Origin of the sequence: Pseudomonas sp. FP198, assembly GCF_030687895.1 — a bacterium.
GTDB lineage: Bacteria > Pseudomonadota > Gammaproteobacteria > Pseudomonadales > Pseudomonadaceae > Aquipseudomonas.
In genome coordinates this window covers 1,788,835-1,804,295 of the sequence record NZ_CP117452.1, presented here as the reverse complement: position 1 = coordinate 1,804,295, position 15,461 = coordinate 1,788,835, and the positions used below count along the sequence as shown (strand labels likewise).

Below are 15,461 nucleotides of genomic sequence, written 5' to 3'. Positions count from 1 at the left end.
TCAGTTGAAAACACATCTGTGATAGATGTCTTCAGGCTCAAACCAACCCCAACCCCGTCAGCAACAGATCAATCGCCTTGATCCCCACGAACGGCACCGCGATCCCGCCCAGGCCGTAGATCAGCAGATTGCGTCGCAGCAATGCCGCCGCACTCGCCGCCTGCACTCGCACGCCACGCAAGGCCAAGGGGATCAGCACGACGATGATCAGGGCATTGAAGACGATGGCCGAGAGGATCGCGCTCTGTGGGCTGTTCAGGTGCATGACGTTCAACACGCCGAGCTGTGGATAAATCGAGGCGAACAGCGCCGGCAGGATCGCAAAGTACTTGGCGATGTCATTGGCGATGGAAAAGGTCGTCAGGGCCCCACGGGTCACCAGCAATTCCTTGCCGATCTGGACCACGTCCAGCAACTTGGTCGGGTCGCTGTCGAGGTCGACCATGTTGGCCGCCTCCCGCGCCGCCTGGGTGCCGTCGTTCATCGCCATGCCGACATCGGCCTGGGCCAGGGCCGGGGCGTCGTTGGCGCCGTCGCCGCACATGGCGACCAGCCGGCCGTCGTTCTGCTCGTGACGAATGCGCGCCAGCTTCTTCTCCGGCGTGGCCTCCGCCAGTACGTCATCGACACCCGCCTCGGCGGCAATCGCGGCGGCGGTCAGCGGGTTGTCACCGGTGACCATGACGGTGCGGATGCCCAGCTTGCGCAGCTCGGCAAAGCGCTCGCGGATGCCGGGCTTGACCACATCCTTGAGGTGAATGGCACCGAGCAACCTGCCGTCCACGCAGACCAGCAACGGCGTGCCGCCGCTCTGGGCGATCTTGTCGATTTCCCGCGCCAGTACCGGCGGCAGCTCGTTGCGTGGCAGGCCGATGAAACTCAGCAAGGAATCCACCGCACCCTTGCGATAAACGCGACCCTGATGATCCACGCCGGACAACCGCGTTTCCGCGCTGAATGGCACCGCCGTCAGCGCGTCCAAAGCCGGCTCGGGCTGGGGATGCAAGCCGCGCAGATACTCGACGATGGATTTGCCCTCGGCCGTATCATCGGCCAACGAGGCGAACAACGCGCCTTCAGCCAGTTCCTTGGCGCTCACCCCAGGAGCGGCATAGATCGCCGCACAGCGACGATTGCCAAAGGTGATGGTGCCGGTCTTGTCCAGCATCAGCACGTGGACATCGCCCGCCGCCTCCACCGCGCGGCCGGATTTGGCGATGACGTTCAGACGCACCAGACGGTCCATCCCGGCGATGCCGATCGCCGACAGCAGCCCGCCGATGGTGGTGGGAATCAAGGTCACCAACAGCGCCACGAGGAACACCAGCGGCAGGCTGCCATTGGCGAAATGGGCGAACGGCTGCAGCGTCACCACCACCAGCAGGAAGATCAGCGTCAGACCGATCAGCAGGATGTCCAGCGCCACTTCGTTCGGGGTTTTCTGGCGCTTGGCGCCTTCGACCAGGGCAATCATGCGGTCCAGGGTGGATTCGCCAGGATTGCTGGTGATGCGTACCAACAACCAGTCAGAGACCAGCCGCGTATTGCCGGTGACCGCCGAGCGATCCCCGCCGGATTCGCGGATGACCGGTGCCGATTCCCCGGTGATCGCCGCTTCGTTGACCGCCGCGATGCCCTCGATCACTTCTCCGTCGCCGGGGATCATTTCCCCTGCCGCGACACGCACCACGTCACCTTTGCGCAAGCGGGTGGCGGGAATCACTTCAAAGCCGTCCGCCGTCTGGCGACGAGCACTCAGGCCTTCGCTGCCGGCCTTGAGGCTGTCGGCACGGGCCTTGCCACGACCTTCGGCCAGGGCTTCGGCGAAGTTGGCAAACAACACGGTGAACCACAGCCACAGGGCGATCTGCGCAGCGACGAAAGTCGGCACGGCGTCGTCGGGAACCAGGCAGAGCACGGTGGTGAGGATCGCGGTCAGCTCCACCACCAGCATTACCGGGGCGCGGTGCAACTGACGCGGATCGAGCTTGACGAAGGCTTGCACCAGCGCCGGCCGCCACAGCGCCGACAGCTGGGTTTGCGGTTGTTCCGGCGCCTTGGCGACGACGGTTTTGCTCATTGGCATATTCATCATCTGTTCCTCAGAAACCCATGCTCAGGTGTTCGGCGATCGGCCCCAGGGCCAGGGTCGGCAAGAACGTCAGGCCACCTACGAGCAGGATGGTCACGGTCAGCAGGGTCACGAACAGCGGGCCGTGGGTGGGGAAGCTGTTCTGGCCGATCGGTGCGGTTTTCTTCAGCGCCAGGCTGCCGGCCAACGCCAGCACGGGCAGGATGTAGCCGAAACGGCCGATCAACATGCCCAGGCCCAGCATCAGGTTGTGAAACGGCGTGTTGGCGCCGAACCCGGCAAACGCCGAACCGTTGTTCGCCCCCGCCGAGGTGTAGGCGTAGAGCAACTGACTGAAACCGTGAGCGCCAGGATTGCTCACCGCCGCGGCAGGCCCGGGCAGGCTTGCGGCAATCGCGCCGAGCACCAGCACACTCACCGGCATCACCAGCAGCGTCACCACCAGCAACTGCACCTCCCGGGCGCCGAGTTTCTTGCCCAGGTATTCCGGCGTGCGACCGATCATCAACCCGGCCAGGAACACCGCGATCAAGACGTTGAGCAGCATCCCGTAGAGCCCGGCGCCAACACCGCCGAAGATCACTTCGCCCAGCATCATGTTCACCAGCGCGACCATGCCGCTCAGCGGGTTGAGGCTGTCGTGCATCGCATTGACCGAGCCGTTCGAGGCTGCCGTGGTAGTCACCGACCAGAGCACCGTGGCCGTGGTGCCGAAACGTGATTCCTTGCCTTCCAGCGGCGCAGCCTGTTCAACGGCCGCGTTATCAAGGGCCGGGTTGGGCTGGAATTCCGCCCACAGCGACGTCGCGCCGCCGATCAGGAACAGCGCCAGCATGCAGGCGATGATCGCCCGGCTCTGGCGCAGGTCCTTGACGTAATGGCCGAACGTGAACACCAGCGCCGCCGGGATCAGGATGATCGATGCGACTTCAAACAGATTGCTCCAGGCCGTCGGGTTCTCGAACGGGTGCGCCGAATTGACCCCGAAAAAACCACCGCCATTGGTGCCCAACTGCTTGATCGCAATCTGGCTGGCGGCCGGCCCGAGAGGGATCACCTGATCCACGCCCTGCATCGTCACCCCGTGCACATACTGCGCGAAGGTTTGCGGCACGCCCTGCCACACCAGAAACAGCGCCAACAGCAGGCACAGCGGCAACAGTCCATAGAGGGTGGCACGGGTCATGTCGACCCAGAAATTGCCCAGCGTCGTCGCCGACTTGCGCCCGATCCCACGACACAGCGCCACCAGCACGGCCAGGCCGGTGGCGGCGCTGACGAAGTTCTGCACCGTCAGACCGACCATCTGGCTCAGGTAGCTGAGGGACGCCTCGCCGCTGTAGGACTGCCAGTTGGTGTTGGTCATGAAACTGACCGCCGTATTGAAGGCCTGGGGCCATTCCATGCCGGGCAGGTTTTCAGTGTTGAGTGGCAAATGCCCCTGCAATAACAGGATCGCAAACAACAGAACAAACCCCGCCAGATTGAACGCGAGCAAGGCCAGGGTGTATTTCTGCCAACTCTGCTCGGCAGTCGGATCAACGCCGGCCACCTTGTAGCAACCGCGCTCCACCGGCCCGAGAATCGGCGACAGCCAGGTACGCTGGCCCTCCATCACCCGGTAGGAAAACCGTCCCAGGAACGGTGCCGGAATCAGCACCAGGGCAAAAAAGCCGAGGATCAGCCCGAAGTCATAACCGTGCATAACCGCTCCTAGTTCCGATCCGCGCGCAACAGCGCAACCAGCAGATAAATGAACAGCGCCACTGCCAGCAGCAATGACACCCCGTCCAGAACACTCATGGGATTTCTCCGTGGTACGGCGTCATGCCGTGTGTGGAGGGATTGTCGGCAGGGAGGGTGTAAAGGCGCGAGATCGAGGGTTGGGTGGAGGAATAAAGAATGTGTAAAAACTGGCTTCTTGGTTGCCCGGGTGGGCCTCATCGCGAGCAAGCTCGCTCCCACGTTGCTCGGGTTGGGAATGAAGAATTCCGTTCCACTCACAGTCCCCTGTGGGAGCGAGCTTGCTCGCGATGAGGCCAGCCCAGGCACCGACGCTCCGAACTGGAGCACAAACCCGGACGATCCGGCAGCGAGCATCCCCGATACGACACGATTCCATCCATTACGACCGCCGAAACCATACTGGCACGCCCACTGCACTGCCCTCCCCCCAGCGCTTTTGCTATTTATCGAGGGGAGCCACCGATGAACACACAACTCAAACCCACCCTGGGCACCCTGCATCTATGGGGCATCGCCGTTGGCCTGGTGATTTCCGGTGAGTATTTCGGCTGGAGCTACGGCTGGGGAGTCGCCGGAACGCTGGGCTTTCTGGTGACGTCATTCATGGTCGCGGCCATGTACACCTGCTTCATCTTCAGTTTCACCGAGCTGACCACCGCCATTCCTCACGCTGGCGGACCGTTCGCTTACAGCCGTCGAGCCTTTGGCGAAAAAGGCGGCTTGATCGCCGGCCTGGCAACCCTGATCGAATTTGTCTTCGCACCACCGGCCATTGCCCTGGCCATCGGCGCCTACCTGAACGTGCAATTCCCGGCGCTCGACCCGAAACACGCTGCCGTCGGCGCCTACATCGTGTTCATGGGTCTGAACATTCTCGGGGTGAAACTGGCCGCGACCTTTGAGCTGATCGTCTGCGTGCTTGCCGTCGCCGAGTTGCTGGTCTTCATGGGCGTGGTCGCACCCGCGTTCAGTTTCAGCAGCTTTGCCCTGAACGGCTGGGCCGGTTCCGACGTGTTCGGTGCACCGGCCATCGCCGGAATGTTCGCCGCCATTCCCTTCGCGATCTGGTTCTTCCTCGCCATCGAAGGCGCGGCCATGGCCGCTGAAGAAGCCAAGGATCCGAAACGCACGATTCCCAAAGCCTACATCAGCGGCATTCTGACGTTGGTGTTCCTGGCCATGGGCGTGATGTTCTTCGCCGGTGGCGTCGGTGACTGGCGCACCCTGTCAAACATCAACGATCCCCTGCCGCAAGCCATGAAAACCGTCGTCGGTGAAAGCTCCGGCTGGTTGCACATGCTGGTGTGGATCGGCCTGTTCGGCCTGGTAGCCAGTTTCCACGGGATCATCCTCGGCTATTCACGACAGTTCTTCGCCCTGGCCCGCGCCGGCTACCTTCCCGCGTCCCTCGCCAAACTGTCACGCTTCCAGACCCCGCACCGGGCCATCATCGCCGGCGGCCTGATCGGCATCGCGGCGATCTACAGCGACGGCCTGATCAACCTCGGCGGCATGACCTTGACCGCGGCCATGATTACCATGGCCGTGTTCGGCGCCATCGTCATGTACATCATGAGCATGCTCAGCCTGTTCAAACTGCGCAAAACCGAACCGAATCTCGAGCGTACGTTCCGCGCCCCCGGCTATCCGATCGTACCGGGGATCGCCCTGGCACTGGCGGTGGTGTGCCTGGTGGCGATGGCCTGGTTCAATACGCTGATCGGGCTGATCTTCCTGGGGTTCATGGCGGTGGGTTTCGTGTATTTCGTGATGACCGCCCAACTGCGCGCAGATGCGCCGGCCGATGCGATGTTGACCGGGCTATAAGGTGGGCCCGGCATAATCGGCGTAGCATGGAACCACTGCGAACAGTCATCGCTCATAAGTGGTAGGGGCAGTGGCCAGCGAATACTCGCCTGGCTATTGCCCACACAAGGAGAACCCTATGCCCTGGTATGCCTGGTTAATCCTGATAGTCGCCATCGGCTCGATCGTTGGCGGCCTGATGATGCTGCGTGACACCGCCAACAAAGTGGAACTGACGGATGAGCAACGCAAGCGTGTTGCCGAGCGCAATGCGGAAATGGATGCGAAAGAGGCCAAGGATCGCTGATTCACACCGCTTTCGTGGCGAGGAAGCTTGCTCTCTCGCCACAAAAAGCCAGCAAACATGGTCACTTCTCCCAGTCGGCCTTTGCAATATGCAACCCATGCAGCCCCTTGTAAGCCGCCCGCTCCGGTTGACTCCAGCCCTGCAGCAACGAATCTTCCAACCGGTAAATCTCCACCCCCAACGGACGACAGACGCTTAAGGGATCCTGGGCATCCGGCCCCCACATCGCTAACGACAGGTCACCACCAGGGCACGTCGACAGCGCACACAACAAATCAATTTCAGCGAAAAACTCCAGGTAATCACCCTTCTGTGCCGGACACGCCTTCATGAAATACATGTCGTCATGATTCAGCCCGGTGCATTGGAAGATATTCAACACATCGTGCACATCGAACTCGGTCAAACCATGAGGCAATACCGCCCGGGTCAGATTCGAGTGGCAATGATGATGGAAATCCTCACCGGTCAGCATCTTGTTCACGTAAGGATCACAACGCGTCCCCAACAGATCATGAAGACGCCCGCCATGCTCGTCGATGCCGTAGCCCGCCAGGCTGTCATCAGTAATCGTCACCAGTGGACGTAGAAACGGCAAGTTCGACCACAACCGATCGTGGGTGCTGACATGCGCACCCTGGAGTTGCCGAGTACGCGCAGCCCACAGGCGCTCTCGCGGATCATGGGCATTCCAGACGTTGAAGTCTCCCACCTGCGGCCCCACCGGTGTGGTGACGCGAAACACATGCCCCGCCGGCACATGCCAAGCGCGACCGGTGCGGATCGGCACCTCGAACTGCTCGATGAGCGTGCGCTTGCCCTGTTCGGCGCGGATGCGCTCGTAGAACGGTTTGTCTACTCGCAAGGCTGAGCCTTTGCTGACCTGGTAAGCAGCTGGGTAGTCTTTGTACATGGCGAGGTCCTTTGTTCATTGAGGTGTGGCGCAAACCAACAAGTGCAGAAGCAACTGTTCGGAATCGTCGAGATAAAGGTTCATCCCCTCCAGGGCTGCGAGCTTGCTGCCTTCAGTCAACCAGTCATGGATTTGTCGATCTCGGGCGAGCCAAGGCGCCTGGAAACGCGCCTCATCGGGAGCGGAACAAAACACCAGGCGCAGCTGGGCGACCACGTTGGTGAAAAATTCATCGAGCAAAGGACTGCGCATCAGCCCAACGATGTGCTGGTGGAACGCCAGGCCGTGGGTCCCGACGGCGCGCCAGTCCTCGCGCTCACGAGCCAGCTCAGCCGCTTCAAGGGTTTCGAGCATCCGGTCGGACTGATAGTCGCTCAAGGGCTTGCTGGCCATGATGGCCTGTAGCTCCAAGGTACGACGGACGTTGAACAGATCCCGCACGTCAGTGACATCCAACCTACGGACCATCACCCCTTTGTTACGCACGTAACGGGTCAACCCTTCCTGGCCGAGACGATGCAAGGCTTCGCGGATGGTATTGCGTGATGCGTTATAGGCGGATGCCAGGTTGTTTTCTATCAGCGCCATGCCTGGAACCAGGCGACCGCCGATAATATCGGCTCGCAGTTCGAGGGTGATCTGGTCGGCCAGGGAGAGAGAGTTAGTCATGGGTAAGCCTGGGATTGTTGAACAATCGTTTGCCAACAACCAACCATTTATCGTGCCAGATCGACCAGATATAAAAAGGCCAGTCGATTCGACCGGCCTCCTTCGTTACCTCAATTCACTTCCAGTTTGTCGCGGTTCCTGTCGAGGATCGCCTTTCCGATCCCTTTGACCTCCAACAGCTCCTCTACTGAAGAGAAAGGTCCATTACTATCCCTATATGCAACAATCGCCTCAGCCTTACCCTTGCCTATGCCGGACAGCTCGCGTTGCAATGTCGCCGCATCTGCCCCGTTGATATCGACCTTGGCGCTTTGCGTGGTGACCGGTTGCTCCACTGCTTGTGGCGCAGCCATTGACACAGGCTTGGCCGCTGGGGCCGCGATAGCGCCGATCGAGGCGCTGGTAAGCAAGGCAAAGATCACCGAGTAGAGGTAGCTTGTACGCATAAGTGACGCTCCATGACATCGTTAAGAGAAAAGCAGCTTTTCCGAAGCTGCTTCTCAAACTTAGGCGATGATGAATGGCTGTCAAAAATGTGTACGTTTCGAGGTGTGTAACAATCAGGGTTCGAGACGGCGTTGCTGGTACACCCAGTCGACGATCTCGCCGTCGGGTGTATAGCCGTGGACAGTCTCGCGTAGCAGCTGTCGCACTCGAGTGTAATCATCGCCCTCGACCGCGACGAGCAATTCGCCCAACTTGAGCTTGAGTACGTCCCAAGGCAGATGATCCTCGTTGGCGGTCATGATCATCGGATGCTCGGTAGCCGCAACGTTGTCGCCGATCAGCAGCTCCTCGTACAGCTTCTCACCAGGCCGCAGGCCGGTGAACTCGATGGAAATGTCACCCTGGGGATTGCGCTCCGAACGGATGCTCAAGCCGGAAAGATGAATCATCTTCTCTGCAAGCTCGACAATCTTTACCGGTTCGCCCATATCCAACACGAAGACATCCCCACCCTGCCCCATGGACCCCGCCTGGATCACTAACTGCGCAGCTTCGGGGATCGTCATGAAATAGCGGGTGATTTTCGGGTGGGTGACCGTCAGCGGCCCCCCACGCTTGATCTGGCTGTGGAATAAAGGAATCACCGAACCCGAGGAACCCAATACATTGCCAAAGCGAACCATCGTGAAACGGGTCTTGTTTACCCGCGATACATTAGCCCTGTCGCCAAACAACACAGGCGCAACCTCCCGACTCAAGGCCTGAAGCGTCAACTCAGCCAAACGCTTGGTGCTACCCATGACATTCGTCGGCCGCACCGCCTTGTCGGTGGAAATCAGAACAAAATTGGAAACCCCCGACTGCAGTGCAGCCTGCGCCGTGCTCAACGTACCTATAACGTTGTTCAACACGCCCTCGGCAATGTTGTGCTCTACCATCGGCACATGCTTATACGCCGCCGCGTGGTAAACGGTGTCCACCTTCCAGGTTTTCATCACATCCAGCAATTTTTCCGGATGACGGATAGAACCCAGGATCGGTAACAACTTGATCGAAGTAGACTCGCGATCAGTACGCTGCTGCAGCTCGGACAGAATGCTGTAGAGATTGAACTCACTGTGATCGAACAGTAGAAGCGTGGTCGGACCCAAGGAAAATATCTGCCGGCACAGCTCCGAACCGATTGAGCCGCCAGCCCCCGTCACCATCACTGTCTTACCCTTGACGCAACGCTTGAGCAAGTCAGGGCGAGCCGGTACGGCATCCCGACCGAGCAGGTCGGCGATGTCGACTTCCTGGATATCGTCCACTTTTACCCGGCCACTGGCCAGATCGGCAAAATTGGGTATGCTGCGGACGTGCAATGGAAACCGCTCAAGCAGTGAGAGAATTTCTCGGCGACGTGCACGGGTCGAGGATGGCAAAGCAAGAAGAATTTCCTGAGCACCCGTCGTATCAATCATCTGCTGGATATGTCTGGGTTTATAGACCTGGAGACCGGAAATGGAACGATCGCAGATGCTTGGATCGTCGTCGATAAAGGCCACAGGACGCATAATACGCCCCATACGTAGCGCAGCTACGAGCTGATTACCGGCCACCCCCGCACCATAGATGGCGACCTTGGTCAGCCCTTGATCACGATTGGTGAACGGTACGTGCTGAGCGGCGGTGAACCAGTCCCCCATGAAATACTGCCGCATGCACAAACGTAGCCCGCCAATAATCACCAGGCTCAACCACCAGTAATTGAAGATAATGGAGCGCGGAACCACCGAGTTGTGATTGCTGTACCAAAATACAACCACCGCCAGAATAAGCGCGGAAAGACTTACCGCCTTGATAATTGCAATCAGCGCATCGTTGCCGAAATAGCGCATCACTGCTCGGTACATGCCAAAGCGGATGAACAACGGGATCGCGATCACGGGCGCGCTGACGAACAACCAGACGTGCGTCTTGAGCGGATCGGTTATGTCCTCAATCCCCAAGCGAACCACGAATGCTCCCCACAGCGAGAGCCAAACCAGAACCACGTCTGCAATTACCTGAATCAGACGTTTCTTCTGACGAGGCATACCCAGCAGGTATAATCGTAGTCTATCCATCATCCGCTTTTCCTTTTTTCAGTCATTCCCGAAACCTACCGGAATGCACCAACAGTCATCGCGCTTTAGAACAGGTAGTGGCCGTTTAGTGGCAAAATACCGCACACCAACGATGAGCAGGCATTTTGACGCTAATGGGTAGAGACCAAACCTTCCAAACCGATAAAATACACGCTTCAAGGCGTTTTTACCCTATCAGCCTGCCCTACAGTTTGGTCGAGCAAGGCTAACCGTTTTGCCAAGCCTATTCCTAACCCCAAGATGCGAGGACGCATGGATCCGCAAACACTCCGCGCTGGCAATGCAGGCACTGAGCCACTCGTCAAGAACGCTGAAACGCCGCCCTCCACATTTGAAATAGCTATTTTTTTATGCACGTATAATGGTCGTCTATTTCTCAAAGATCAAATTGACTCGATCATTGCTCAGACCTATGAAAACTGGACGATATATATTTCAGACGATGGTTCGACTGATGGAACTCTTGAACTCCTGAAGCACTACCAGGCGCTGCTCGACACCCAGCGCATTCAGATATTCAGCGGCCCCCGCAAAGGATTTGCTGAAAACTTCATGTCGCTCATTAGAAACACCGAAATCAGCGCGGATTTTTTTTCCTTTTGCGACCAAGACGATATCTGGTTTCACAATAAGCTGGAAAAAAGTGTCGCTCAGCTCAAATCGCTCCCCGCGCATCTTCCCGCTCTGTACTGCTCTCGTACTCGCCTGGTTGATGCGCATCAGAAAGTATTGGGGCTCTCATTTAATTTCAAAAAAAGTCCATCCTTCCAGAACGCGCTGATCCAAAGCCTCGCCGGCGCCAATACCATGCTACTGAATAACGCTGCCAGAACTGTTCTAAGTAAAGTCCCGCATCACACGCACGTTGTGGCACACGACTGGCTGGCCTATCTCTTGACAACCGGCTGTGGCGGAACCGTTATCTACGACTCTGAACCCACCCTGGATTATCGCCAACACGAGGCCAATGTCATTGGCGTCAACACTGGCCTTAAAGAGCAGCTGACACGAGCTACCAAGTTGATCGACGGCCGTTTTAAACAATGGAGCGACTCCCATATCGAAATCCTTGACCTGCTCGAGCGAGAGCTGACACCTGCACACCGGCAGGTATTCAACGATTTCAAACAAGGACGCCAAGGGTCTCTGTTCAAGAGGCTCTACCTCTTCAAGAGAGCGGGTGTCTATCGCCAGACCCTGGGAAGTAACATCGGGCTATTCCTGGCCGTTCTCCTGGGCAAAATCTGAACCATCAAACGGATCACGACCGGCCGCCCCTTTCCAAGGTCGACAGAAAGGACACACAATAAACAAGCAGGGCCTGAAGCAGCAATCACAGCAAAACCTGCCCGACCCTGCCGATCTTCAGATTAATTTATGGCCCCGGACCAAATCGCTTTTCTTCTCCTCGCTGATGACTGCCACATCAGATAAAACCGCCTGCATTTTTTCAATACCTTGCTGACCGCGACGAACGTCCGTTATGACGATACCTGTTGAACTTAGTTCTTTAGAGACTGCACCCAGATACTCATCAATCGGATAATGAAAGCCCCACGACTTACGCGAAATCACGCAATCAAAAGGCCCGGCCCCCTCAAGACTCCAGGCACCGACTTCACACAAGGCGATATTTTTCTCTTCAACCCCGTTCAAAAGCAGAAACTGCTTGGTTATTTCCAGCGACGCTGTAAATTTATACGTTTCATTAAATCCAGTAGGCGCAATGTCCGCAGGCGTCAGGCTTTTCATGTCAACTGACTGGTCGAACAGATAAAGCTTCGGCTTCTCACCCTGTAGATAATTGTGAATCAATAACGGAACCAACCCAATGCCACATCCAATATCCAAAATATTTGTGCATTTTTCAGGAAGGTACGGCAGGACGTTTTTGACGTACGCCTTGCTGGCTGTGACGACAGAATCAAGAAACGCTGTTTGAAACTCTTCGTTGCCTTTTAGAATCTCGAAAATATCTTCCCCTTCCCGTTCGTATTTCCGGCGAACCTCAGCGGAAGCGCTCTGTGCCAAGAGCACCTGAAGCGCAGCCATGGGGTATTTCAAGCCTTGGAATTCGATAGCTTCGTTAGTCATATCCGTCCTCGAAACATGGGGTACAATAGCCTCTCGTTCGGCCAATAGCGCCTGCCATGCAGTGAAAGCCTGCCAGGAACGCACACCTTACAATCTGTAAGGAATGCATGATGGCGGGCATCTTGCCATAAAGCCTGGTAATGGTCATTAGCGATAGCTGTCGCGGAAAGCCCAAGCGTATCCGCCACCTTACGCGCTCAAATAGCTCACGGACACTGGAAGGGTAGATTCATGACAAAAAATCTAGTCGCACAAGCGACATTGGTAGGTAGCGACCAGCGCGGACAGTTGAAACATCAGCGCCCGCTTGTGATCTGGTTTACCGGCCTGAGCGGCTCGGGCAAATCAACTCTGGCCAACGCCTTGGAACTTGCCTTGGCCGATAGCAAGCGACATACCTACTTATTGGACGGCGACAACATTCGTCTGGGACTGTGTCAAGACCTTGGATTCAGCGACGCCGACAGGAAAGAAAACATCCGACGTATCTCTGAAGTGGCCAAGTTGTTTATTGATGCTGGCCTCATCGTTATTACCGCCTTCATTTCACCTTTCCGTAGCGACCGCGACCTGGCCAGATCGGTCATCGGGGAAGATTATTTTATTGAGGTTTTCATCGATACCCCTCTCGCCGAATGCGAGCGTCGAGATCCTAAAGGATTGTACGGCAAAGCGAGGCAGGGGCTTATCAAGAATTTCACAGGAATTGATTCTGCCTATGAAGCACCTGAGAATCCTCATATTAAAATAGATACAACCTCGGAGCATTTGACCGACTCCGTGGACCGCATACTTGAATATATTGACGCCCGGATAAAAACCAACACGGCCTGACACGCCAGAAAGGTCCGCTTATTGATATCCTGGCGAACAGCTGTGCTTTCGTTATTTACAGGCTAGTTACGCTTCGAGTCTGCCACCTCGAGCCGTGCTCTCCCATCCGGACGTTTCGGATATAGTTTCTTCAACGAAAGCAAAGGCTTCTCCAGACACACAAACGAAAGACTAGCCAAACCCAAGGAAAACAAACTCACCACAATAAAAACCAAATAAGGCTGCAGCACCTCAGGAAAATGCTCCTTATTTCGAGCCACCCACTCAACCCCACCGGGCCTGGCAATATAATGTATAACGTACACACCATAACTGATACGCCCGATCCATTTAAAAACGCTCAACTCCAGCAGCCGCACCAAGCCACCCCGCTGGTTTTGTGAGACGTAGGCAATCAAGGTCACAGCAAACAGTGCAAAACATAAGTGCGCCAAGGAGGTATAAAGCACATCCTGATTTATTCCTGCACGAAAAAAGTAAAAATAAACGGATGCTGCTGTCAAGCACAGGAAGCCTGCCAGCACCGCTGACCCGCTGCCCACCCAGGTCACAGTGGAGCGTTTATATGCTAGTAACGCCCCCAGACAGAGCCCCTCTACACAGCCCCACAATGGATGTGTCGCGTAGTTCCATACATAAAAACCACCCCGAGCAGAAAATGAATAGGCAAACAGCGTTTTCAAAATAATGCCGCCTATAAAAAACATGACAATCCATAGAAAGGAACGTCGCGGCGCCAAAAGAATCAAAAAAAACGGAATAATAAAATAAAATTGCTCTTCAACCGCTAACGTCCAAAAATGGTCGGCATTTCCAAACGACACATCAGCAAAAAATGAATAATTCGAGACATAAAATAATAGCCAAGACGGATTGGCCGTGACATATGGATCTTTCGCCACCCAATAAAGATACGCCAGTGCCAGATAATATAGGGGGAAAATCCTTAAAGCCCTTCGGTAATAGAAGGTGGTAAAGGCTGAATACCTGCCAAGTGAACCATCACCGACGTGACGCTGCAGTTCCAGAAGGGACCTTGTCACCAAAAACCCGCTAATGACAAAAAAAAGAATTACACCTACGCGTCCGAAATGAAAATAATCAAGTATTGAATCGGGACGAGGCCAAAGATGAGAGATCAACACCATCAGCACGCCCAGTGCACGCATCCCATCCATACCGCTGATCTGTCGCTGTCCCGCATATTCTTGGTTCATATTCTGCCTTGCCTCAACAAACCTTATAGTCTCCACGGCCTCTATCGAAGCTTATACTATGTTTAATGTAGCCAGGCTAACATCTGAAACCCCGCTTACCTTGTTCAGCCACCGCGTAAGAACTACGAGGCTAGACCTGGCCCGCCTTCAATAGGTAAGCAATAAAAACAAGCGGAAGGTATGCCCAGAAGACTCCCGCGACAGCACTCAAGTAACCGAGCTGAACCAGGATCGAAACAGGCAACAGAAAAAGTACGTTTACATAGACAACCGTGCCAGTTACCTTTTTATGCCCCCAACGCCGAGCCGCCTTTTGGTAACCATGGCTACTATGGGCCTCATAAATTTTACACCCTCCAATCAGCCGTCGAACAAGCGTCCATGTAGCATCAACAATAAAAACCCCTAGGAGAATCAACCAACTCCAAAGCAACTCTGGTTTGCTCCAGGCAGCTTGCAGCACCATCGCGCCAATAATGATTCCGAGAAAACCGCTGCCTGCATCCCCCATGAAAATACGTGCAGGCGGATAGTTCCAACACAGGAAGCCGGCGACAGCTACCGACAGCATCAGCGGAGCCCAGATCAGCTCGTGAGCGTCGCCCATCCAGTAAAGCAAGCTTCCGCCCAGGCATACGCTGATCGCTTCAGCACAGGCCAAGCCGTCAATACCGTCCATAAAGTTGTAAAGATTGAGCATCCAGACCAGAGCAACTGTTCCAAATACGCCGGCAATCCATCCCGGCTCAAACAAAACACCAAACAGCTCAATAGGCGGAACCCCGTCAAACCAGAACAGAACCCAAGCGGCTGCCATGAAATGCCCCAGCAAACGCCACCGGGCCGGAATATGCCCATGATCGTCAACAAAACCGATTACCGCGACTACCATACCGGCTCCCAGCATCGCAATTAATTCCGGGCCTGGTAATGAACCTAATAATGTCAGAACCGGAAGAACCAGCATCAAGGCCAAAACGATCGAGACACCACCACCACGGGGCACCGGAACCGAATGAGCGCTACGCTCATTCGGAATATCCATCAGACTTCGCGACAACGCATATTTTCGCAAAAGCCAAGTACCTGCCCAGGTGGCAGTAAATACCATTATTAATAAAAACCCATAAATCATCGTAGTTCTCGATTCCGGTGATGGCCGACCGGCCACCTCAACGTCTATCAGCTCAGCACGTCAGTACCTTAA

The 15,461-nt window shown here is 56.1% G+C and carries 14 protein-coding genes; 4 read left to right on the top strand and 10 right to left on the bottom strand.

The features are described 5' to 3' along the window. Window positions 1-37: 37 nt before the first annotated feature. The 3 genes from kdpB to kdpF are packed head-to-tail and all read right to left on the bottom strand — an operon-like array spanning window position 38 to window position 3,895. Entirely contained in the window at window positions 38-2,092 is a 2,055-nt protein-coding gene (kdpB, locus tag PSH78_RS08440) for a potassium-transporting ATPase subunit KdpB (RefSeq protein ID WP_305499722.1), read from the bottom strand. A 10-nt stretch (window positions 2,093-2,102) separates the two neighbouring features. Then, a complete protein-coding gene (gene kdpA / locus PSH78_RS08435) occupies window positions 2,103-3,797 on the bottom strand; it encodes a potassium-transporting ATPase subunit KdpA (RefSeq protein ID WP_305499720.1) in 1,695 nt (564 codons plus the stop codon). Between the two features lie 8 nt (window positions 3,798-3,805). Further along, window positions 3,806-3,895 carry a K(+)-transporting ATPase subunit F gene (gene kdpF / locus PSH78_RS08430; protein WP_003218754.1) on the bottom strand — a complete coding sequence of 30 codons (90 nt, stop codon included), beginning with the start codon at window positions 3,893-3,895 and terminating at the stop codon, window positions 3,806-3,808. A 405-nt stretch (window positions 3,896-4,300) separates the two neighbouring features. Here kdpF and eat point away from each other — a divergent pair, with 405 nt between their 5' ends. Together eat and PSH78_RS08420 are read left to right on the top strand one after the other, a co-directional pair. Continuing rightward, the gene (gene eat, locus PSH78_RS08425) at window positions 4,301-5,665 is read left to right on the top strand and encodes an ethanolamine permease (protein ID WP_305499719.1); all 1,365 of its coding nucleotides are present in this window, start codon (window positions 4,301-4,303) and stop codon (window positions 5,663-5,665) included. A 118-nt stretch (window positions 5,666-5,783) separates the two neighbouring features. Then, the gene (locus PSH78_RS08420; RefSeq protein WP_003183831.1) at window positions 5,784-5,951 is read left to right on the top strand and encodes a DUF2897 family protein; all 168 of its coding nucleotides are present in this window, start codon (window positions 5,784-5,786) and stop codon (window positions 5,949-5,951) included. Window positions 5,952-6,012: 61 nt separating this feature from the next. On the opposite strand, the gene PSH78_RS08415 is transcribed toward PSH78_RS08420, so the two are convergent. The 4 genes from PSH78_RS08415 to PSH78_RS08400 form a co-directional block, all read right to left on the bottom strand. Then, window positions 6,013-6,864: a DUF1989 domain-containing protein gene (locus tag PSH78_RS08415; RefSeq protein WP_305499718.1), complete on the bottom strand. Its 852-nt coding sequence runs from the start codon at window positions 6,862-6,864 to the stop codon at window positions 6,013-6,015. Between the two features lie 15 nt (window positions 6,865-6,879). Further along, entirely contained in the window at window positions 6,880-7,533 is a 654-nt protein-coding gene (locus PSH78_RS08410) for a GntR family transcriptional regulator (RefSeq protein WP_305499716.1), read from the bottom strand. A gap of 110 nt (window positions 7,534-7,643) precedes the next feature. Beyond that, window positions 7,644-7,979: a helix-hairpin-helix domain-containing protein gene (locus tag PSH78_RS08405; protein ID WP_305499715.1), complete on the bottom strand. Its 336-nt coding sequence runs from the start codon at window positions 7,977-7,979 to the stop codon at window positions 7,644-7,646. A 114-nt stretch (window positions 7,980-8,093) separates the two neighbouring features. After that, complete coding sequence (locus tag PSH78_RS08400) at window positions 8,094-10,091, bottom strand: nucleoside-diphosphate sugar epimerase/dehydratase (protein WP_305499714.1); 1,998 nt, start codon at window positions 10,089-10,091, stop codon at window positions 8,094-8,096. Between the two features lie 270 nt (window positions 10,092-10,361). Between PSH78_RS08400 and PSH78_RS08395 the strand changes: the two genes are divergently transcribed. Then, complete coding sequence (locus tag PSH78_RS08395) at window positions 10,362-11,357, top strand: glycosyltransferase family 2 protein (RefSeq protein WP_305499712.1); 996 nt, start codon at window positions 10,362-10,364, stop codon at window positions 11,355-11,357. Window positions 11,358-11,474: 117 nt separating this feature from the next. Here the strand turns inward: PSH78_RS08395 and PSH78_RS08390 are convergent, their stop codons facing one another. Continuing rightward, window positions 11,475-12,203, bottom strand: a complete 729-nt coding sequence (locus tag PSH78_RS08390; protein ID WP_305499710.1) for a hypothetical protein — start codon at window positions 12,201-12,203, stop codon at window positions 11,475-11,477. Window positions 12,204-12,434: 231 nt separating this feature from the next. On the opposite strand from PSH78_RS08390, the gene cysC reads away from it, so the two are divergent. Then, window positions 12,435-13,037, top strand: coding sequence for an adenylyl-sulfate kinase (cysC, locus tag PSH78_RS08385; RefSeq protein ID WP_305499708.1), 603 nt, complete (start codon window positions 12,435-12,437; stop codon window positions 13,035-13,037). A gap of 62 nt (window positions 13,038-13,099) precedes the next feature. Here cysC and PSH78_RS08380 read toward each other — a convergent pair whose 3' ends face one another. After that, a complete protein-coding gene (locus tag PSH78_RS08380) occupies window positions 13,100-14,254 on the bottom strand; it encodes an acyltransferase (RefSeq protein WP_305499706.1) in 1,155 nt (384 codons plus the stop codon). A gap of 130 nt (window positions 14,255-14,384) precedes the next feature. Next, the gene (locus PSH78_RS08375) at window positions 14,385-15,389 is read right to left on the bottom strand and encodes a glycosyltransferase family 4 protein (protein ID WP_305499705.1); all 1,005 of its coding nucleotides are present in this window, start codon (window positions 15,387-15,389) and stop codon (window positions 14,385-14,387) included. Window positions 15,390-15,461: the final 72 nt, after the last annotated feature.